A 17,101-nucleotide genomic window follows, 5' to 3' on the forward strand; every position below is an offset into this window, starting at 1 on the left:
CGGGACCTTCATCACGCTGAGCCCAGCGCCGCGAGCATCGCCGCCTCACCGGGGTGGGCGGCGATGACGACCGGGTGTCCGGCTTCGATCAAGGGCTGGGCCGCCGCCTTTGAGATGCAGATGATGCGGCTGGCCGCTGGATGGCTCAGCAAGCCGGCGAGCCGGCGTCCAGCTCTTGGCGAATGCACCAGCACGGCGGCCATGTCGCCAGAGGCCAATCTACCGATCTCGGGGCCGCCAGCGTCGAGGTCCGTGGCCGTCGTCTCGTAGACGACGCAGCTTTCCCCCTGGATGCCCAGCGCCGCCAGAGCGCCGTCGAGGTCGCCGGCCGGCTCACGCGGGCCGGGGCGTAGCAGGCGGCCGGAGAAGCTCTCCCGCCGCGCATCGATCAGGCCCACAAGATCGTGGACGTCGCCAGCCGCCGAGATCACCTCGGCGAAACCGGCGCAGCGAGCAGCGTCAGCCGTCCCGTCACCGACCGCGAAGACGGGCAGGGCCCGTTCGGTCCGCAGACGCGCGAAGGCTGCAACTCCATTGGGGCTGGTGAACGCCAGGGCACCCACCTCGTCCAGTGCGACCGGAGCATCGAGCAGCCGGACCTCCAGCAAGGGGCTGACCAACGGCGTCCAGCCGAGCGCTCGCACCCGCGCGGCGGTGAGCGCGGCGCCCGGCAGGGTGCGCGTGATCCAGACAGTCAGGCTCGGGAGGCCCACGGCTCGAACGGAGCCCTCAACCATTTCCAGACACCGCCCCTTTTCGGCTGTGACCTCGTACGCTCGGTTTTGCGAGGTTTGACCGCCTCCAGCCGCAGGCTCAAGCCGAGTTCCCCGGCCCGCATGAGCCGGCGCGCGTCCAGGTCGGCGGTGATCCTGGGGTCATCCCATAGGGCGGACTGCAAGACGATCTCGTCGCTGAGCCGCTCAGTTAACTGACGCGCGGCGGTGAAGGAGTCGCCGCCGTCCTGCAGCAGGCGCGCCTCGATGCTCGCGGCCACCGAGGCGGCGACCGCGTCGGCCGGCTGGTAGGGTGTCACCAGCCGCCTGAGTTCCGCCCGGCTTTCGGGGCTCGGACGAAGCTCCTCGGCGAAGAAGGTCGGCCAGTTGGAGAGGGCGGCGCGACCCCAGGCGAGATCATCCGCGGCCGCTTCGAGCGCGCGGCTCTTGAGCTGTTCGCGGGCCGCGCCGGAGTGGGCCAGCTCGGCCGCTCGCTCGCGGAGCCGCGCTACGACGCCGGCGCGGCCTGCATGGCGGGCGAGGCCGTGGATCTCCTCATGGACCTCGATGATCGCCGCGGCGGCGGCCGAGGCGACAATGGAGTCGGCGATCCCGACCGGCGGGGACGTGGATGTCATGGCTGGGTTCCTAGCGCCGATAGGCGGCTTGGGAGGCGCCGCCCTCAAGCAGCCCGGCGGCGCCCTTGGCCCCTTTGGCGCGCAGGGCGAGCGCGGCTTGGCTCACAGCGAAGGTGTTCGCCGGATGGGTCGCGGCGAAGGTCTGGACCAGGGCGGCGAGCGCGGTCTCCAGATCGACGATCCGAAGCTGATGATCGTGAAGGCTGAGCGACATGAATGGTCTCCGGTTGGCGCGCGACGTCGAGGCGCAGGACCGTCGGCGCGGGGAGGCGATTGTTCTGTGTGATTTGTCCCGTCGAAGGCTCGCGGTCAGGCGAGCCTGCCCCGAGCTTGGCGGGGGGACGCCTAAGCTCGGGGTGGCTCACCTTCGACGCGCCGGCCTGCATGGCAGCGGCGGCCATCGGGAGGGGGGAGGGACCACATGACCCCCTGAACATGGCCAGCCAAATCGGAAAGTCAATCGCGCGGCGGCGGCGTTGTGGAAAATCTAGATAAGAAACCGCGATTTGACATGCGGCATGGGCTGGCCCATCCTTGGCGCATCATGAATTTGCGGACCTCGACCAGCCCGCGCCGAAAGCAACAACGCGGCGCCATCGAACAGTCTTAGCCCCGAACTGCTTGCGGCATAGGTCGCGCGGTTCGGGGAAGACTTCATTGTCCCTGTCATAAATTGCATGAAAGCTTGTCGGATACCTTAGTCCCGCAAGAATGAATCGTGTCTCATCAACAGAAGAAACCGGCGCCTTCAGGCGCGGGTGAGACGGCCGTGGCCGCTCGCAGCGCAGGCCTGAGCGCCCCGCAGCGGGGGTATAGAGCCGTCTCGCGAGGCCCCTCGTGATCGGCGCAGTCCTGCTCGGGCTGCTGGCGGCCGGCCCTGCCGGGCTCGCACGCTGGCTGACCTTCAACCGCGCCGCCCATGCCGGCCGTTTCGACGATCCGATCGGCGCGATCTTCGCCGTCTGGCTGGCCGTTCCCACCGCGCCGCCTGACGCCCGCGCCAGCCAACATCCATTCCGAAGGAGTTTCACATGACCAATACCTCGCCGCCGCCGGTCTTCGCGTCGAACGACGACTTCCTCGCGCTCTCCAGTCTTGGACAAACCCTCGAGGGATCCACCGCGCCGGGGCCGATGCTGCTGGCCGCCGAGATCGGCCGCCTGTCCGTTGTCGAAGATCCGAAGGCCGGGGCGCCGTTCGTGCGGATCGGCTCGCGCGTGACCTACTGCGACGTGCAACGCCGCCGCGTGCGGACCGCTCGCGTGGTGATGCCGGGACAGGACAGCATCCACGAGAGCACCATCCCGGTCACCTCGCCGATCGGCGCGGCCTTGCTCGGCCTGGGTGTCGGCGACGTGTTCAGTTGGTGGACCAATGGCGGGATGCGCAGCGTCCACGTCCTGGACATCGGCAAGTGAGCGGCGCGGAGACCAAGCTCCGCCGTCAGTTCGCCGCCCTGCCGTTCACGGTGGGGAGCGACGGCGACGTCCGCATCCTGCTGGTCACCTCGCGCGGGACCGGCCGCTGGGTCTTGCCGAAAGGCTGGCCCAATGCGGCCGACGCCACCAACGCCGACACCGCTCGGCGCGAAGCCTTCGAAGAGGCCGGAATTCACGGCGATATCGTCGGTCTCAAGGAGGTCGGAGCCTATCGCTATGAGCAGGTTGGGAAGGACGGGGTGGCCGCGACATGCCGGGTGGGGGTCTTTCCCCTACGGGTCTCAGGTCTGGCCAAGACTTGGCCCGAGAAGGGCCAGCGGGTTCTGCGCTGGTGCACTCCCAAGCAAGGCGCTCGGCTGGTTCAGGAGCCTGAACTGGCCGCGCTGTTATCGGGCTTCAAGGCGCCCGGCGAATTCTGACGACAAGAGGATAGCCATGTTCACACGACCGCCCGTCTACGCGCTCGCCGACGACGTTCCCAAACTGCAGGTTCTGGCCCAGAGGTCAGAAAGGGACGCCCCGGGCGCCGTTCTGTTCGCCGAGGAATTCGATCGCCTCTGCGTCCTCTCTCACGGCGGCAAGGACCCGTTCGTTCGTCCGGGATCGTGGCTGACCTATCGCGACCTACGCACCAAGGAGGAACGCCGGGTTCGCCTCTCGCATCCAGGCGATGGCGATCAGGGCGCGGACGACGTCTCGATGCTGTCGCCGCTCGGCGCCGCACTGATCGGTCTGATGGAGGATGCGATCTTCCGCTGGTCGGAGGCCGATGGTCGGCTGAGGGCGATAAAGGTCGTGTCTATCGAGACTTGATCCCGCCCCCGGCGGCGTCAGAGCAACCAGGTGCGGATCACCATGCTGACCGCGCCGACCGTCAGGACGCCGCCGAGCCACAGTCCGAGGAACCACAGCAACCGGCGCCAGAGCGGGGTCGGGCCGGCGGCCATCAATGATAGCCCTCCTGCCCGACCTTGCCGCGGAACACCCAGTAGGCATAGCCGGTGTAGGCCAGGATGATCGGCACCAAGACGACCGCACCCACCAGCATGAAGATCAGGCTGGAGTCCGGAGCGGCGGCCTGCCAGATCGTCACCGCGCCCGGCACGACATAGGGGAACATGCTGATCCCCAGGCCGATGAAGCTCAGACCGAACAGGCCGAGCGCCAGCAGGAACGGCCACCGCTCATGGCCGCGCCGCAGGCTGCGGAAGAACAGCACGGTTCCGATCAGCACCAGCAGCGGCACCTGCGCCGTCAGCAGGACGTTCGGCCAGGCGAACCAGTTCTCGTAGTAGGCGCCTTTCAGGAACGGCGTCACCGCGCTGACCACGCCGATCAGGCCGACGGTCCCGGCGCCCAGCCATCCGGCCAGGCGGCGCACATGGGCCTGCATGTCGCCCTCGGTCTTCATCACCAGCCAGGTCGCGCCGAGGAAGGCGTAGCCGACCACGAGGCTGACGCCGGTCAGCAGGCTGAACGGGGTCAGCCAATCCCACCAGCCGCCGCCATACTGCCGGCCGTCGACGGCGACGCCTTGGAGCAGGGCGCCCAGGGTGATCCCCTGGGCCAGGGTGCCGATGATCGAGCCGCCGGTGAAGGCCACGTCCCAGAAGGCGCGGTGATCGGGGTCGCGCCAGCGGAATTCGAAGGCCACGCCACGGAAGATCAGAGCCAGCAGCATGATGATGATCGGTGCGTAGAGCGCCGGCAGGATGATCGCATAGGCCAGCGGGAAGGCCGCCATCAGGCCGCCGCCGCCGAGCACCAGCCAGGTCTCGTTGCCGTCCCAGACCGGAGCGACGGAGTTCATGGCCGAGTCGCGCTCGCGCCCCGGCTTAAAGGTCGGGAACAGGATGCCGATGCCGAGGTCGAAGCCGTCCATCACCACATAGGCGAACACGGCGAAGGCGATGATGCAGGCCCAGATGGTCGGGAGGTCCAGAGCCAGGCTCATGACGCATCTCCCTCTGAGGCGTGTTGGATGCCGGGGGCGGGCGTAATGCCGGCCGTCCGCACCGGATGGTCGGGGCCTTGCTCCAGGCCAGGTTCGCCGGCGTGGGGCGCGTGGCTCATCAGTTTCAGGATGTAGCCGGTGCCCGCGGAGAAGACGACGAAGTAGACGATGACGAAGGCGAGCAGGGAGGCGGCGACGGCCGGAGCGTCCAGCGGCGCAGCCGAGTGCGCGGTGCGCAGCAGGCCATAGACCGTGAACGGCTGGCGCCCGACCTCCGTCGTCACCCAACCAGCCAGGACGGCCACGAAGCCGGCCGGCCCCATGACCAGAGCGAAGCGGTGCAGCAGCGGCCAGTCGTAGAGCCCGCGCCGAACCCGCGCCAGGACGCTGAAGGCGCCCAGGGCCAGCATCAGCATGCCGAGCCCGACCATGATCCGGAAGGACCAGAAGACGACAGGCACCGAGGGCCAGTCCTCGCGCGGCACGGTGTCCAGGCCCGCCAGCGGGGCGTTCGGGTCGTGCTTGAGGATCAGCGAGGACGCCTTGGGGATCGCAATCTGTGCGCGGACCTCGCCAGCCTTCTGGTCGGGGATGCCGAACAGGATCAGCGGCGCGCCGTCAGGGTGGCTCTGGTAGTGGCCTTCCATGGCCATCACCTTGGCGGGCTGGTGCTCGAGCGTGTTGAGCCCATGCATGTCGCCCGCGAAGATCTGGATGGGCGCTGCGACGGCGACCAGGCCCATCGCCATGTTGAACATCACCCGCGCGCCGGGGTTGGTTCTGTCCTTAAGCAAATGCCAGGCGCCGACCGCGCCGACCACCAGGGCCGTGGTCAGGTAGGCGCCGAGCACCGTGTGGACCAGGCGGTAGGGGAACGACGGATTGAAGATGATCGCCAGCCAGTCGGCCGGGGCGAACTGGCCCGCGGCGTTCATGGTGAAGCCTTGCGGCGTCTGCATCCAGCTATTGGCCGACAGGATCCAGAAGGCCGAGATGAAGGTGCCGACCGCCACCGCCAGGGTGGCCACGAAGTGCAGTTTCGGTCCGACCCGGTTCATGCCGAACAGCATGACCCCCAGGAAACCCGCCTCGAGGAAGAAGGCGGTCATCACCTCATAGGCCATCAGCGGCCCAATGATCGGTCCGGCCTTGTCGGAGAACACCGACCAGTTGGTGCCGAACTGGTAGGACATGGTGATGCCCGAGACGACGCCCATGGCGAAGGCCAGGGCGAAGATCTTCAGCCAGTATTTGAAGAGGTTGAGATAGACCTCGTTCTTGGTGCGCAGCCAAAGCGCTTCCAGAACCGCAAGGTAGCTGGCCAGGCCGATGGAGAAGGCCGGGAAGATGAAGTGGAACGAGACGGTGAAGGCGAACTGAGCCCGCGCCAGATTGAGCGCACTGATGTCGTCAAACATCTCATTGCCCCTCGGTTCTTGGCCGTCGACGCAGCTTACCCCCGGCGACAACCTTCAGGCGATCTTTCATTTCGAACACCTTCTGAACCTTGGAGCCCACCTCCAACAGTTGAATGAGGGTCTCGGTCTCGAGCTTCTGGATGTCTTCCGACCAGCGGGTGATCAGTTCGATCAGGCCGTGCATCTCGGCCATGCGGTCCTGGGCGTGGCGCTCGCCCGGCGTGGCGGGGGTTTCGACCAGGGCCTGCCGCAGCATGGAGAGCGTCGGGTCGATCTCGCGCTTGCGCCGCTCCTCGGCCAGGATGCGGACGATTTCCCAGATGTCCTCGGGCGTGGAGAAGTACTCGCGTCGGTCGCCGGGCTTGTGCTGCAGCTTGACCAGCCGCCAGGAGGTCAGTTCCTTCAGCCCCATGCTGACGTTCGAGCGCGAGAAGCCGAGCTTCTCGGTGATGTCGTCGGCGTTCAGTGGATTCTCGGCCAGGAACAGCAGGGCGTAGATCTGGCCGACCGTGCGGCTGATCCCCCAACGGCTGCCCATTTCCCCGAAGTGGAGAACGAAGGATTGGGTGAGTGGCGGCAAATTCATTTTCGTGAACTTTCAGGAATTCCTGAAAATTAGAAACATTAAGCCGCCGGGTCAACCGCCGCGGTGACGCGGCGGCACCCTCTCGATGGCTAGGGCCTATTCCGCGGCGATCGCCATGCCGGCGTGCTGGGGACCGCGGATCAGTTTCCCGGGCATCTCGCCGGTGGCCTCGCCCGCCTCGAACGTGACCACGCCGCTGACGATGGTGGCGACATAGCCTTGCGCCCGCTGGATCAGGCGTCGGCCCTGGGCCGGCAGGTCGAAGGCCATTTCCGGCGCCAGGATCTCCAGCCTGTCGTAGTCGATCAGGTTGAAGTCGGCCTTCATGCCAGGCGCGATGGTTCCCCGGTCGTTGAGCCCATAGAGCCGCGCGGTGTCCCGGGTCTGCATCGAGACCACCTTCTCCAGCGACAGGCGCGCGCCCCGGACCCGGTCGCGAGCCCAGTGGGTCAGCATGTAGGTTGGGAAGCTGGCGTCGCAGATCACCCCGCAGTGAGCCCCGCCGTCCGAGAGGCTGAGCACGGTGTTGGGGTGGTTCATCATCTCGTGGATGTGGTCGAAGTTGAACTCAGCGTAGTTGAGCAGCGGCAGGTAGATGTAGCCGGCGCCGTCCTTCTCCATGAGCATGTCGTAGACGATGGCGTCCGGCTCCTGGCCGGTGGCGGCGGCGAGGGCGGCGATCGAGTCCTCCGCCCGCGGCTCGTAGTCGAGACCGCTTTCCTGCTCCAACCGGAACATCCGATCAAAGCCGCGTGTCAGGATCATGCCGATGGCGCCCATCTGCTTCGAGGGCTCGCTAAGGATCTGGGCGCGTACGGCCGGATCACGCAGATGCACGATCCGTTCGGCGAAGGGCAGGTGGGCCAGTTCGCGATAGGTGGCGCGGCCCACGAACGGGTGCACCGAGCTCTGCCAGCCGAGCACCATGCCGGTCGGGCGGCAGGCGATCTGGGCGGTGATCTGGGCGCCCTCGGCCCGGGCCTCCTCGGTCAGGGCCAGCATCTTCTTCCAATTGTCGGCCTTGGTCGGAGATTGCAGCAGGCCGTAGGTCACAGGCACGCCGGTCTCAGCCGACATCGCCTTCATCCATTGGAATTCGTCCTCGGCCGGGGCCATGTCGGAGGCCATCTCGAACACGCCGTGACCGACCGCGCCCATGGCCCGGCCGATCCCCAGCAGTTCGTCCTCGGCGGCGAAGGTGCCAGGCACCGGCTCGCCGTCCTTGGCCAGGTGCAGCATGGTGCGCGAGGTCGAGAAGCCGAGCGCGCCGGCGGCGACGCCTTCACCGACGATGCGCGACATCTCCACGATATCCTCGGCGGTGGCCGGTTCGTTGCGCGCGCCGCGCTCGCCCATCACATAGGCTCGGACCGCGCCATGCGGCACCTGGGTCGCCACGTCGATGACGCGCGGAAGGACCTCCAGGCTGTCGAGATATTCGGGGAAGCTCTCCCAGGTCCACTTGATGCCTTCGGAGAGCGCTGCGCCGGGAATGTCCTCGACGCCTTCCATCAGCTCGATCAGCCACTCGTGGCGGTCTGGCCGGACCGGCGCGAAGCCGACGCCGCAATTGCCCATCACCACGGTCGTCACCCCATGCCAGCTCGACGGCGCGAGATAGGGGTCCCACGTGACCTGGCCATCGTAGTGGGTGTGGATGTCGACCCAGCCCGGCGTCACGATCAGGCCGGCGGCGTCGATCTCGCGCCGGCCGCGCCCGTCGATCTTGCCCACGGCTGTGATCTTGCCGCCATCCACGGCGATGTCGGCCGTGAAGGCGGCGGTTTCGGCGCCATCGACCACGCGCCCGTTACGGATCACCAGATCATGCATGCTTCCACCCTCCGTCGAGGTGCTCGCAAGCGTCATTCCGTCCGCGCCTGCGTACCCGACAGCGGAGAGTATGACTCCATCCCGAATGTTCGAAAAGTGTGACGCAGCGGTAAGACGCCGCAGGGACGCTCGCCAGCGAGGTTCAGGGGGCACGAGTTTTCGGAAGAGCTATCCTTGCCTACAGGAGATTCGCACGCCACTGCGTGTCGGCTAGCGAGTATGAAAGCCAGTAATGAGCACAGATTCTAAGCTTGGCATGCCTGGTGAGGTGCTTTTGATCCGCGGCGCGCCCCTCGACCAGAACTGTAAGATCGACGTGCGAGACGGCTTCGACACGCCGCGCATGGTCGTCAATGGCACTGCGAGCTTTCTGCCCTACGTGCCGGAGCTGTTGTCGCGCGCCCGGAAATTGTGGCTGAGTTCTGGCGAGTGGACACAGCCGGTAACCCTGGGCCGCCTTCCGGTCATCAACTATATGGCCGACGCCGACCTCTACGAGGCGGCCCTGCGCAAAGCCGACGAGGTCGTCCAGTTGGTCAACCGGCCGGCGTTCAATGCTCCGGCCGCGATCCAGCGCACGCGGCGCGACCAGGTCGCCGCCAGTCTGGCTGGCCTGCCAGGCGTGTCGATACCGCGGACCATCCGCACGCCGGCGCCCGACCGGGCGACACTAGCCGAGGCGATCGCCGCGGCGAGCCTGACATTCCCGCTGCTGATCCGCCCGGCTGGCGCGCATGGCGGCGCTGGCATGATCAAGGTCGACCGCCGCGAGGACCTGGAGACGGCGAAGGTCCGTTTCGATGACGGACCGGTCTACGTCACCGAGTTCGCCGACTTCGCCGACGCCGACGGGCTCTATCGCAAGGCCCGGTTGGTGGTGGTCGGCGAGGAGATCTTCCTGCGCCACATCATCATCGGCGACAGTTGGTTGCTGCACGCCGAGCGGCGGGCGCAGAACACTCAGACTGAAGAGGAGGCGGCGCTGGCGGCCTTCGCCGAGCAGACCTGCCCGGCCATCCGCCCGGCGGTGATGGCCGTGGCCGACGCCCTGGACCTCGACTATTTCGGGATCGACTGCTCGCTACGGCCGGACGGCGCCATGCTGGTGTTCGAGGCCAACGCCTGCATGAACGTGCTGCACAACAGCGCCTCATCACCGAACATGTGGGACGCCCCGATCGCCACGATCCTAGCGGCGCTGCGCGGCCTGCTGGCCGAGCCCGCCCGCTGGCGCGCCCAGCCGCCGGCCGCCGCATGAATCTGGAGTACGGCGACATCTTCGAGACGCGCGGCCGGCCCTATCACCGGGCGATGACGCGCCAGCCACAAGCGCGGCGGCGCGAGTTCGAGCAACTCTTCGCCCGGCGGCCGCTAGGGGCGGGGGAGACGATCCTCGATCTGCCGGCGGGCGGCGGCTACCTCCAAACCATGGTTCCGGATGGATGCCTGGTCGAGGGCTACGAGCTGAGCGCCGGTTTCGGCGGTAGGGAGACGGTGCTGGACCCGGCCGAGCCCTGGCCGCTGGACCGGTTCGACCGCGTGGTCTGCCTGGCGGCGCTGCATCACATCGAGGACAAGGCCGGGTTCCTAGGCAAGCTCATCTCGCACACCGCGCCGGGCGGAGTGCTGCACGCCGCGGACGTCGCCCAGGACGCGCCGATCGCCGCCTTCCTTGACGACTTCGTCGGCCGCTTCAACGTCACAGGGCACGAAGGCGCCTATCTGGACCGGCGGACCTTCGAGCAGGTCGAGGGCGCTCAGATCGCGGCCTACGAGGAGCGCGACTGCCCCTGGGCCTTCGAGACCGAGGCGGCCATGCTTGAGTTCTGCGCCGACCTGTTCGGCCTGACAGCCTGCCCGCCAGACGAACTGCTTGCGGCGCTGAAGCGATATGTAGGGATAGCCGATGGGGCGGGCGGCCCGGTCCTGAATTGGCGGCTAACCTATGTGGACCTGATCCCGACCTAGGTGATCGAGGCGGCCGAACGCGCCTGGACGCCCTTCTGGCGGACGGGGTGGGATTCGAACCCACGGTAGGCTCACACCTACGGCGGTTTTCAAGACCGCTGCCTTAAACCACTCGGCCACCCGTCCGGGGTGGGGGCTATAGCAGGAGCCGGGCGCTGGCTCCAACCCACGGAAACAGCCTTAACGAAAAAGCCTTCGGCGTTAACCCTGGCTCAAAGTTCTAGGGGCACCCTGGCCATGAGATTCCGGCGCTGGGGAGCGTAAACTAGAGGAACCGCGGCCATGACCCGCAATCGTTCGCGCGCCCGCAACTTGGCCGTCGTACTCCTGGCCGGCGCTTCGTTGGCCGCCTGCGCCACCCCGCACCCCAAATTCGCCGCCAAGCATCCCGTCACGGGACCGACGCCCGGACAAATGCCGGCCGGCGCGGGCGGCAAGTACAAGGTCGGCGCGCCTTACCAGGTCGCTGGCGTCTGGTACTCGCCGAAGGAAGAGCGGGACTACGACCAGCAAGGGCTCGCCACCTGGTACGGCGCAGAACACCACCTGAAGCCCACCGCCAATGGCGAGATCTTCGACAGGTTCGCGCTGTCGGCGGCCCATACCACCCTGCCGCTGCCGTCGATCGTCGAGGTCACCAACCTGGAAAACGGCAAGTCGATCCAGGTCCGCGTGAACGATCGCGGGCCATTCCATGACGGCGGCCTGATCGATCTGTCGCAGGCCGCCGCCCAGCAGCTTGGCTTCGAGCAGCAGGGCCGGGCCAATGTCCGCGTGCGTTATGTGGGGCCTGCGCCGCTGGGCGCGCCCGACGCGGGGCTGCGCTATTCCGGATACACGCCAAGTTCGCCGTCGGATCAGTTGCCCGGCGGGCCGATACCCTATGCGGGTCTGACCCCGTCGCCGAGCACCGCGCCGTTGTCGCCAGCGGTCGGTTCGACCCCGCTGGCGCCGGTTGGCGCTAACGCGTATGCGCCCCCAACCTCGACCTCGACCTCGACTTCGGGTGGCCTGGCCTACCGTATCCAGGCGGGCGCCTTCGCCGATCCGGCCAACGCCCAGCGCGTGGTCGGTCAGCTGGGAAGCGCGGTCAGCGCCACCGTCGAGCCGTTCCAGCGCGCCGACGGCGTGACACTCTATCGCGTGATGGTGCAGGGCACGCCGGACGAGGCCGAGGCCTGGGCTCTGCGTGATCGGGTCGCAGCCTACGGCTTCACCGAGGCCCGCGTCGTACGTCCAGGACTTTAGCGCGCATCGCGGCTGGACAAACCGGGCGAACCGGCCATTTTGGCCGGCGTGACGCGCGGGCGGTTCATCACCTTCGAAGGCGGGGAAGGGGCCGGGAAATCCACCCAGGTCCGGCGCCTAGTCGCGCGCCTGCAAAACGAGGGCGTCGACGTCGTCGCCACGCGCGAGCCGGGCGGCTCGCCAGGGGCCGAAGCCATCCGCAATCTGGTGCTGAAGGGCGACGCCGATCGCTGGAGCCCGGTCACCGAGACCCTGCTGATGTACGGCGCGCGGCGCGACCACATCGAGCGGACGATCCTGCCGGCCCTGACGCGCGGCGCCTGGGTGGTCTGCGACCGCTTCGCCGACTCGACACGGGCCTATCAGGGCGGCGCCGGCGGCGTGGAACCGGTGTTGATCTCGGCGCTAGAGGCCCATGTCCTGGCCGACGTCCGCCCCGACCTGACCCTGGTCTTCGACCTGCCCGTCGAGGTCGGCTTGGCGCGGGCTGAGACCTTCGCCAAGGCCGATGGTCACGCTGAAACCCGTTTCGAATCCAAGGGCGTGGCCTTCCATGAGCGGCTGCGCGCGGCGTTCCTCGACATCGCCAAGAGCGAACCCAATCGTTGCGCGCTGATCGACGCCTCCGGCGCGATGGACGTGGTCGAGGGCCAGGTGTGGGCCGCGGTCAACAGCCGGCTGGCGGTTCATGGCTGATCAAGCCACCCATCCGCGCGAGGTCTTCGACCTCAAGGGCCACGAGGCCGCCGAGATCGCTTTCGAGGAAGCGCGCAGCCGTGGGCGCCTGCATCACGCCTGGCTGCTGACTGGTCCTGAAGGCGTCGGAAAGGCGACGTTCGCCTACCGCGCCGCCCGCCGACTACTCGGCGCGCCGCCAGAGCCGTCCTATGGCGTGCTGGGCGCCGCACCGGGCCACCCGGTCAGCCGCCAGATCATCGCCCGCTCGCACCCCGACATCATGGTGCTGGAGCGGATCGGCGAGGACGGCAAGGTCCGCAAGGCCATTCCGGTCGACGAGGCCCGCAAGCTCTCGGACTTCTTCTCCAAGTCGCCGGCCAGCGCTCCGCACCGCGTGGCGATTATCGACGCGGCCGACGATCTGAACGTCAATTCCGCTAACGCGGTGCTCAAGACGCTGGAAGAACCGCCCGAGCGCGGCATCCTGCTGCTGATCTCGCACTCGCCGGGCCGGTTGCTGCCGACCATCCGCTCGCGGTGTCGGCGGCTGGCCTTTGGCGGCCTGGCCGAAAGCGACGTGACTGAGTTCGTGCAGTCGCGGACCTCGGCCAACGCCGAGGACTCGATCCGTTTGGCGCGGATGGCCAATGGCGCGCCTGGTCGCGCCCTGGCCCTGGCGCTGGCCGGCGCGGTGGCGGTGGACGACGCCGCCAAGGAAATCCTGATCGGCCTGCCGCAGATCAACGAGGCCGCGGCGCTGGCGCTGGCCGACCGGTTCCGGGGCGGGGAGGGGCAGGCGCAGTTCAACCTGCTGTTCGAACGGCTGGCCGAGCGCGTCCACAGCCACACCACGCGGCTGGCGAGCGAGGGTTATGGCGGTCTTGATCGCTGGGCCTCGGCGTGGGAGACGCTGCAGCGCCTGCCGCGCGAGGTTGAGGCCGTCAATCTGGACCGGACGGACGCCTTCTTCACCGCGCTTTCCGAACTGCGCGCCGCCGCGCGCGCCTGAGTTTCTCCGTTCCATGCTGATCGACAGCCACGTCAACCTGCACGCGCACCAGTTCGATGAGGATCGGGACGAGGTGATCGCCCGCGCCCGCGCCGCCGGCATCGGCCTGATGGTCAATATCAGCGACAAGGTCTCGCATTTCGAGGCGGTGCGCGCCCTGGCCGATCATCCTGACATCTGGTGCACGGTCGGCACCCATCCGCATGAGGCCAAGGAGAATCCCGATCTCAGCGCCGCCGACCTGATCGCGCTGGCCGCCGATCCGCGCGTGGTCGGGATCGGCGAGACGGGCCTGGACTTCCACTACGACCTGAGCCCCCGCGACATCCAGGCCAAGGTGTTCCGCGCCCACGTGGCCGCGGCGCGGGAGACCGGCCTGCCGCTGGTCGTCCATACCCGGCAGGCCGACGAGGTCATGGGCGACATCCTCGAGGAGGAGTACGCCCGCGGGCCGTTCAAGATGCTGATGCACTGCTACACCTCGGGCGCGGAGCTGGCGGCGCGGGCCGCGGCGCTGGGCAGCTGGTTCTCGGTCTCCGGGATCGCGACCTTCAAGGCCGCCGAAGACGTCCGCGCCGTGGTGCGCGACATGCCGGCCGACCGGATCATCGTGGAGACCGATTGCCCCTACCTGGCGCCGGTCCCCCATCGCGGGCGGCGCAATGAGCCGGCCTATCTGCCGGCCGTGCTCGCCAAACTGGCCGAGATCCGTAGCTGGTCGGGCGAGGAGGCCGAGCAGAAAACCGAGGACGCCTTCTTCGCCCTGTTCGACAGGATCCCACGGCCATGAGCGGGGTGCTGGAGTTCACCATTCTCGGCTGCGGATCGTCCGGGGGCGTACCGCGCGCCGATGGCGACTGGGGTGACTGCAACCCGGCCAATCCGAAGAACCGCCGTCGCCGCTGCTCGCTGCTGGTTCGCCGCAAGGGCGTGAGCGCCGAGAGCGAAACGACTTTGATTGTCGACACTTCGCCCGATCTGGTTTGGCAGACCTCAGGCGCCGGCGCCAAGCGCATGGACGCCGTCCTGCTGACCCACGACCACGCCGACCAGACCCACGGCATCGATGACATCCGCGCCTTCTTCATCCGCCAGCGGGCGAAGATCGGCTGCCACATGGATGCGGCGACGGCGGAGTCGATGCGTCGGCGCTTCGGCTACATCTTCGAGAGCGAAGGCGGATATCCCGCCATTGGCGACATCCGCATCGTTCCCGATCATGGCGCGACCTGGTCGGTCGAGGGACCGTCGGGCGTGATCCCGGTGACCACCTTCGATCAGGACCATGGCGGTGTGAGGTCTCTCGGCTATCGCTTTGGAAACGTGGCCTATTCCAGCGATGTGGTCGGACTGGACGAGGCGGCGTTCGAAGCCCTTCAGAATCTCGACGTCTGGATTGTCGACGCCCTGCGCTGGCGGCCTCACCCGACCCACGCCCATGTCGACATGGCGCTGGAATGGATCGAACGGGTCAAGCCACGACGCGCGATCCTCACCAACATGCATATCGATCTCGACTTCGACGATCTCGCTGCGCGGTTGCCGCCCGGCGTCGAACCAGCCTTCGACGGCCTGCGTTTCGAACATCAGCTTGACGAGAGTTTCTGATGAGTTCTCCGCCACTTAAGCTTGGCTTTTTAGCCTCACGTAACGGCTCCAGCATGCGGGCGTTGATCGAAGCGATCGAGGCCGGCGATCTGGCCGCCGAGGCCCTGCTGGTGGTCAGCAACAACAAGACGGCCGGGGCGCTGGAATTCGCGGCCACTCACGACGTGCCGACCCTGGTCATTCCGACCCAGGCCGACCCGGAGGCCGCCGATGCGCGTCTGTGCGCGGCCATGGACGCGGCCGGTGTCGAGCTGATCGTGGCTTCGGGCTATCTGCGCCGACTGGGACCCAGGACGCTCGGGCGCTATCGCAACCGGGTCATCAACATTCATCCGGGCGCCCTGCCGGCGTTCGGCGGCGAGGGCATGTACGGCCGCCGGGTCCATGAGGCGGTGATCGCCGCCGGCGTCGCCGAGAGCGGCGTCACCATCCATGCGGTGGACGAGATCTACGACCACGGTCCTGTGATCGCGCAGCGTTCGGTTCCGCTCGCGGCTGGCGAGACAGCCGACAGCCTCGAGGCCAAGATCATCGCCCTGGAGCCCGCCTTCTTCGTCGAGACCCTGCAGCGCATCGCCGGCGGCGACCTGGCCCTGCCGGACTAGCTGTCGTGCAGCGCCGGCCGTGAGGCGGCCAGAGGCGTGCGGCCAGGCACCGGCAAACGATTGCCCGCCGCCATGGCGCGCTTGCCGCCTCGGGCGATCTCCTTGTGCAGGTCGGCCACGTAGGTGTTGAAGTCGACCTGAATGGTATGGCGCTTGGACCGGTAGTAGTGGCCCAGATGCGTCGCCTCGTCCTTGACGATGATCTGCGCCATCTCGGCCGGCGAGGGCGGTTGGTAGAGGCCCGCAAGGTAGGCGGCCGCCAGCTTGGCCTGCTGTTCGGCGAAATTGACCAGGGTCGGTAGCGGCTGGGCCAGGGCCATATAGAAGAGGTTCGGCACGCCGGGTTTCATCATCCGCTTGAACAGCGGCAGCCGGTGATCGGCGTCCGGAGCCAGCGCCGGATCATCGAAGAACGGGAAGCGCATGTCGTAGCCGGTGGCGAAGATGATCACGTCGACATCCTCCACCGTGCCGTCAGCAAAGCGGACCTGATCGCCATCCAGTGCCTCGATGGCCGGCTTGAACTTGATGTCGCCGCAGCCCGCGCGGGTCAGGAACTCGCCGCTGACCGAGGGATGGGCCTCCAGCGGTTCATGGTCGGGCTTGGGCAGACCATAGTCCTCCATCGCCCCGATGGCCTTCTTGATCACCTTGCGAGCCAGGGCGAGGCCAAATTTCCGCGGCATCCAGGGCGGCATGGCCGATTTGTCGGCCGGTTTGCCGTTCATGTACTTGGGCAGCACCCAGACCCCGCGCCGCGCCGAAACCCATAGGGTCTTGGCGATCGGCCGCTGGGCGAGCTCGGAGGCGATATCCATCGCCGAATTGCCCATGCCGACCACGACGACGTTCTTGCCGCGCATGTCGACGGGATCGAACGGGTCGGAATAGGCGTGGCTATGGAACGCCGCGCCATCGAACTCACCGGGATAGTCCGGAATGCGCGGGCTCCAATGGTGGCCGTTGCAGACGAAGAGCACGTCATAGACGCGCATCTCGCCGGTCGAGAGCGTGACCTCCCATAGGCCGTCGGCGTTGCGTCGGGCTTTCTCGACCGCCGTCTCGAAGGTGATCGTCTCGCGCAGCTCGAAATGCTCGACATAGTCCTTGAAGTACTGGTGCAGCTGGGCGTGGTGAGGGAAGTCCGGCCAGTCAGTAGGAACTGGGAAATCCTCGAACGCCAGGCGCCACTTTGAAGTGTCGATGTGGAGGCTTTCGTAGCAGGCCGACATCCCGTTGGGGTTCTTGTAGTACCAGTTGCCGCCGATCTCGTCGGAGATCTCGAAGCAATCGTACGGAATGCCGAAATCCTTCAGCCGCTTGGCCGTCGTGAACCCCGAACACCCCGCACCAATGATGCAGGCTTTGGGCAGACGCGTCTCGGCCACTGGGGCCTCCCTGACT

Annotated in this window: 21 protein-coding genes and 1 tRNA gene; 12 read left to right on the forward strand and 10 right to left on the reverse strand. The window is 67.4% G+C overall.

All coding sequences use genetic code 11. The features are described from left to right. Positions 1-11: 11 nt before the first annotated feature. The 3 genes from ASE02_RS11390 to ASE02_RS11400 are packed head-to-tail and all read right to left on the reverse strand — an operon-like array spanning position 12 to position 1,565. A complete protein-coding gene (locus ASE02_RS11390) occupies positions 12-713 on the reverse strand; it encodes a uroporphyrinogen-III synthase (RefSeq protein WP_235536671.1) in 702 nt (233 codons plus the stop codon). After that, positions 695-1,351, reverse strand: a complete 657-nt coding sequence (locus tag ASE02_RS11395) for a hypothetical protein (protein WP_056734225.1) — start codon at positions 1,349-1,351, stop codon at positions 695-697. Before ASE02_RS11395 ends, ASE02_RS11390 begins: the two co-directional genes overlap by 19 nt. Positions 1,352-1,361: 10 nt before the next feature. Beyond that, positions 1,362-1,565, reverse strand: coding sequence for a hypothetical protein (locus tag ASE02_RS11400; protein ID WP_056734227.1), 204 nt, complete (start codon positions 1,563-1,565; stop codon positions 1,362-1,364). A gap of 623 nt (positions 1,566-2,188) precedes the next feature. Here ASE02_RS11400 and ASE02_RS11405 point away from each other — a divergent pair. Genes ASE02_RS11405 through ASE02_RS11420 form a run of 4 tightly spaced genes read left to right on the forward strand, consistent with a single transcriptional unit; the run spans position 2,189 to position 3,603 of the window. Continuing rightward, the gene (locus ASE02_RS11405) at positions 2,189-2,386 is read left to right on the forward strand and encodes a hypothetical protein (RefSeq protein ID WP_056734229.1); all 198 of its coding nucleotides are present in this window, start codon (positions 2,189-2,191) and stop codon (positions 2,384-2,386) included. After that, a complete protein-coding gene (locus ASE02_RS11410; protein WP_056734231.1) occupies positions 2,383-2,769 on the forward strand; it encodes a GreA/GreB family elongation factor in 387 nt (128 codons plus the stop codon). The genes ASE02_RS11405 and ASE02_RS11410 overlap by 4 nt, the downstream gene beginning before the upstream one ends. After that, positions 2,766-3,209, forward strand: a complete 444-nt coding sequence (locus tag ASE02_RS11415) for an NUDIX hydrolase (protein ID WP_082602018.1) — start codon at positions 2,766-2,768, stop codon at positions 3,207-3,209. The genes ASE02_RS11410 and ASE02_RS11415 overlap by 4 nt, the downstream gene beginning before the upstream one ends. Before the next feature lie 16 nt (positions 3,210-3,225). Further along, positions 3,226-3,603 (forward strand): GreA/GreB family elongation factor, encoded by a 378-nt coding sequence (locus tag ASE02_RS11420; protein WP_056734235.1) that lies wholly within the window; start codon positions 3,226-3,228, stop codon positions 3,601-3,603. Between the two features lie 17 nt (positions 3,604-3,620). On the opposite strand, the gene ASE02_RS22330 is transcribed toward ASE02_RS11420, so the two are convergent. The 5 genes from ASE02_RS22330 to ASE02_RS11440 form a co-directional block, all read right to left on the reverse strand. Further along, positions 3,621-3,740 (reverse strand): DUF2474 family protein, encoded by a 120-nt coding sequence (locus ASE02_RS22330; RefSeq protein WP_200957664.1) that lies wholly within the window; start codon positions 3,738-3,740, stop codon positions 3,621-3,623. Further along, positions 3,737-4,744, reverse strand: coding sequence for a cytochrome d ubiquinol oxidase subunit II (cydB, locus tag ASE02_RS11425; RefSeq protein WP_056734236.1), 1,008 nt, complete (start codon positions 4,742-4,744; stop codon positions 3,737-3,739). The genes ASE02_RS22330 and cydB overlap by 4 nt, the downstream gene beginning before the upstream one ends. Further along, positions 4,741-6,162: a cytochrome ubiquinol oxidase subunit I gene (locus tag ASE02_RS11430; protein WP_056734238.1), complete on the reverse strand. Its 1,422-nt coding sequence runs from the start codon at positions 6,160-6,162 to the stop codon at positions 4,741-4,743. Before ASE02_RS11430 ends, cydB begins: the two co-directional genes overlap by 4 nt. Position 6,163: 1 nt before the next feature. Then, positions 6,164-6,748, reverse strand: coding sequence for a GbsR/MarR family transcriptional regulator (locus tag ASE02_RS11435; RefSeq protein WP_056734240.1), 585 nt, complete (start codon positions 6,746-6,748; stop codon positions 6,164-6,166). A 96-nt stretch (positions 6,749-6,844) separates the two neighbouring features. Next, positions 6,845-8,581, reverse strand: coding sequence for an amidohydrolase family protein (locus ASE02_RS11440; protein ID WP_056734242.1), 1,737 nt, complete (start codon positions 8,579-8,581; stop codon positions 6,845-6,847). A 232-nt stretch (positions 8,582-8,813) separates the two neighbouring features. Here ASE02_RS11440 and ASE02_RS11445 point away from each other — a divergent pair, with 232 nt between their 5' ends. Both ASE02_RS11445 and ASE02_RS11450 read left to right on the forward strand, forming a co-directional pair. Then, the gene (locus tag ASE02_RS11445) at positions 8,814-9,839 is read left to right on the forward strand and encodes a RimK family alpha-L-glutamate ligase (protein ID WP_156406017.1); all 1,026 of its coding nucleotides are present in this window, start codon (positions 8,814-8,816) and stop codon (positions 9,837-9,839) included. Further along, entirely contained in the window at positions 9,836-10,549 is a 714-nt protein-coding gene (locus ASE02_RS11450; RefSeq protein WP_056734245.1) for a bifunctional 2-polyprenyl-6-hydroxyphenol methylase/3-demethylubiquinol 3-O-methyltransferase UbiG, read from the forward strand. Before ASE02_RS11445 ends, ASE02_RS11450 begins: the two co-directional genes overlap by 4 nt. Before the next feature lie 36 nt (positions 10,550-10,585). Here ASE02_RS11450 and ASE02_RS11455 read toward each other — a convergent pair. Next, positions 10,586-10,675: transfer RNA gene (locus tag ASE02_RS11455), tRNA-Ser, on the reverse strand. A gap of 156 nt (positions 10,676-10,831) precedes the next feature. Between ASE02_RS11455 and ASE02_RS11460 the strand changes: the two genes are divergently transcribed. Genes ASE02_RS11460 through ASE02_RS11485 form a run of 6 tightly spaced genes read left to right on the forward strand, consistent with a single transcriptional unit; the run spans position 10,832 to position 15,697 of the window. Beyond that, entirely contained in the window at positions 10,832-11,797 is a 966-nt protein-coding gene (locus ASE02_RS11460; protein ID WP_056734247.1) for a septal ring lytic transglycosylase RlpA family protein, read from the forward strand. 48 nt (positions 11,798-11,845) lie between these two features. Next, positions 11,846-12,493, forward strand: coding sequence for a dTMP kinase (gene tmk / locus ASE02_RS11465; RefSeq protein WP_056734904.1), 648 nt, complete (start codon positions 11,846-11,848; stop codon positions 12,491-12,493). Next, entirely contained in the window at positions 12,486-13,484 is a 999-nt protein-coding gene (locus tag ASE02_RS11470; protein ID WP_056734249.1) for a DNA polymerase III subunit delta', read from the forward strand. The genes tmk and ASE02_RS11470 overlap by 8 nt, the downstream gene beginning before the upstream one ends. Before the next feature lie 13 nt (positions 13,485-13,497). Continuing rightward, positions 13,498-14,274: a TatD family hydrolase gene (locus ASE02_RS11475; protein ID WP_056734251.1), complete on the forward strand. Its 777-nt coding sequence runs from the start codon at positions 13,498-13,500 to the stop codon at positions 14,272-14,274. Beyond that, complete coding sequence (locus tag ASE02_RS11480; protein ID WP_056734252.1) at positions 14,271-15,092, forward strand: MBL fold metallo-hydrolase; 822 nt, start codon at positions 14,271-14,273, stop codon at positions 15,090-15,092. Before ASE02_RS11475 ends, ASE02_RS11480 begins: the two co-directional genes overlap by 4 nt. Then, positions 15,092-15,697: a phosphoribosylglycinamide formyltransferase gene (locus ASE02_RS11485; protein ID WP_056734253.1), complete on the forward strand. Its 606-nt coding sequence runs from the start codon at positions 15,092-15,094 to the stop codon at positions 15,695-15,697. Before ASE02_RS11480 ends, ASE02_RS11485 begins: the two co-directional genes overlap by 1 nt. On the opposite strand, the gene ASE02_RS11490 is transcribed toward ASE02_RS11485, so the two are convergent. Beyond that, complete coding sequence (locus tag ASE02_RS11490) at positions 15,694-17,085, reverse strand: NAD(P)/FAD-dependent oxidoreductase (RefSeq protein WP_056734254.1); 1,392 nt, start codon at positions 17,083-17,085, stop codon at positions 15,694-15,696. The two genes, ASE02_RS11485 and ASE02_RS11490, sit on opposite strands and share 4 nt — an antisense overlap. Between the last annotated feature and the right edge of the window lie 16 nt (positions 17,086-17,101).

Source organism: Phenylobacterium sp. Root700 (assembly GCF_001429025.1).
In the GTDB taxonomy this organism is placed as follows: Bacteria; Pseudomonadota; Alphaproteobacteria; order Caulobacterales; family Caulobacteraceae; genus Phenylobacterium.

What these genes read in the sequence shown, in the direction of transcription:
- ASE02_RS11395 (WP_056734225.1), bottom strand. Translation starts at nt 1,351, where the DNA reads ATGACATCCACGTCCCCGCCGGTCGGGATCGCCGACTCCATTGTCGCC.
- ASE02_RS11400 (WP_056734227.1), bottom strand. Translation starts at nt 1,565, where the DNA reads ATGTCGCTCAGCCTTCACGATCATCAGCTTCGGATCGTCGATCTGGAG.
- ASE02_RS11410 (WP_056734231.1), top strand. Translation starts at nt 2,383, where the DNA reads ATGACCAATACCTCGCCGCCGCCGGTCTTCGCGTCGAACGACGACTTC.
- ASE02_RS11420 (WP_056734235.1), top strand. Translation starts at nt 3,226, where the DNA reads ATGTTCACACGACCGCCCGTCTACGCGCTCGCCGACGACGTTCCCAAA.
- cydB (WP_056734236.1), bottom strand. Translation starts at nt 4,744, where the DNA reads ATGAGCCTGGCTCTGGACCTCCCGACCATCTGGGCCTGCATCATCGCC.
- ASE02_RS11430 (WP_056734238.1), bottom strand. Translation starts at nt 6,162, where the DNA reads ATGTTTGACGACATCAGTGCGCTCAATCTGGCGCGGGCTCAGTTCGCC.
- ASE02_RS11435 (WP_056734240.1), bottom strand. Translation starts at nt 6,748, where the DNA reads ATGAATTTGCCGCCACTCACCCAATCCTTCGTTCTCCACTTCGGGGAA.
- ASE02_RS11440 (WP_056734242.1), bottom strand. Translation starts at nt 8,581, where the DNA reads ATGCATGATCTGGTGATCCGTAACGGGCGCGTGGTCGATGGCGCCGAA.
- ASE02_RS11445 (WP_156406017.1), top strand. Translation starts at nt 8,814, where the DNA reads ATGAGCACAGATTCTAAGCTTGGCATGCCTGGTGAGGTGCTTTTGATC.
- ASE02_RS11450 (WP_056734245.1), top strand. Translation starts at nt 9,836, where the DNA reads ATGAATCTGGAGTACGGCGACATCTTCGAGACGCGCGGCCGGCCCTAT.
- ASE02_RS11460 (WP_056734247.1), top strand. Translation starts at nt 10,832, where the DNA reads ATGACCCGCAATCGTTCGCGCGCCCGCAACTTGGCCGTCGTACTCCTG.
- ASE02_RS11470 (WP_056734249.1), top strand. Translation starts at nt 12,486, where the DNA reads ATGGCTGATCAAGCCACCCATCCGCGCGAGGTCTTCGACCTCAAGGGC.
- ASE02_RS11475 (WP_056734251.1), top strand. Translation starts at nt 13,498, where the DNA reads ATGCTGATCGACAGCCACGTCAACCTGCACGCGCACCAGTTCGATGAG.
- ASE02_RS11480 (WP_056734252.1), top strand. Translation starts at nt 14,271, where the DNA reads ATGAGCGGGGTGCTGGAGTTCACCATTCTCGGCTGCGGATCGTCCGGG.
- ASE02_RS11485 (WP_056734253.1), top strand. Translation starts at nt 15,092, where the DNA reads ATGAGTTCTCCGCCACTTAAGCTTGGCTTTTTAGCCTCACGTAACGGC.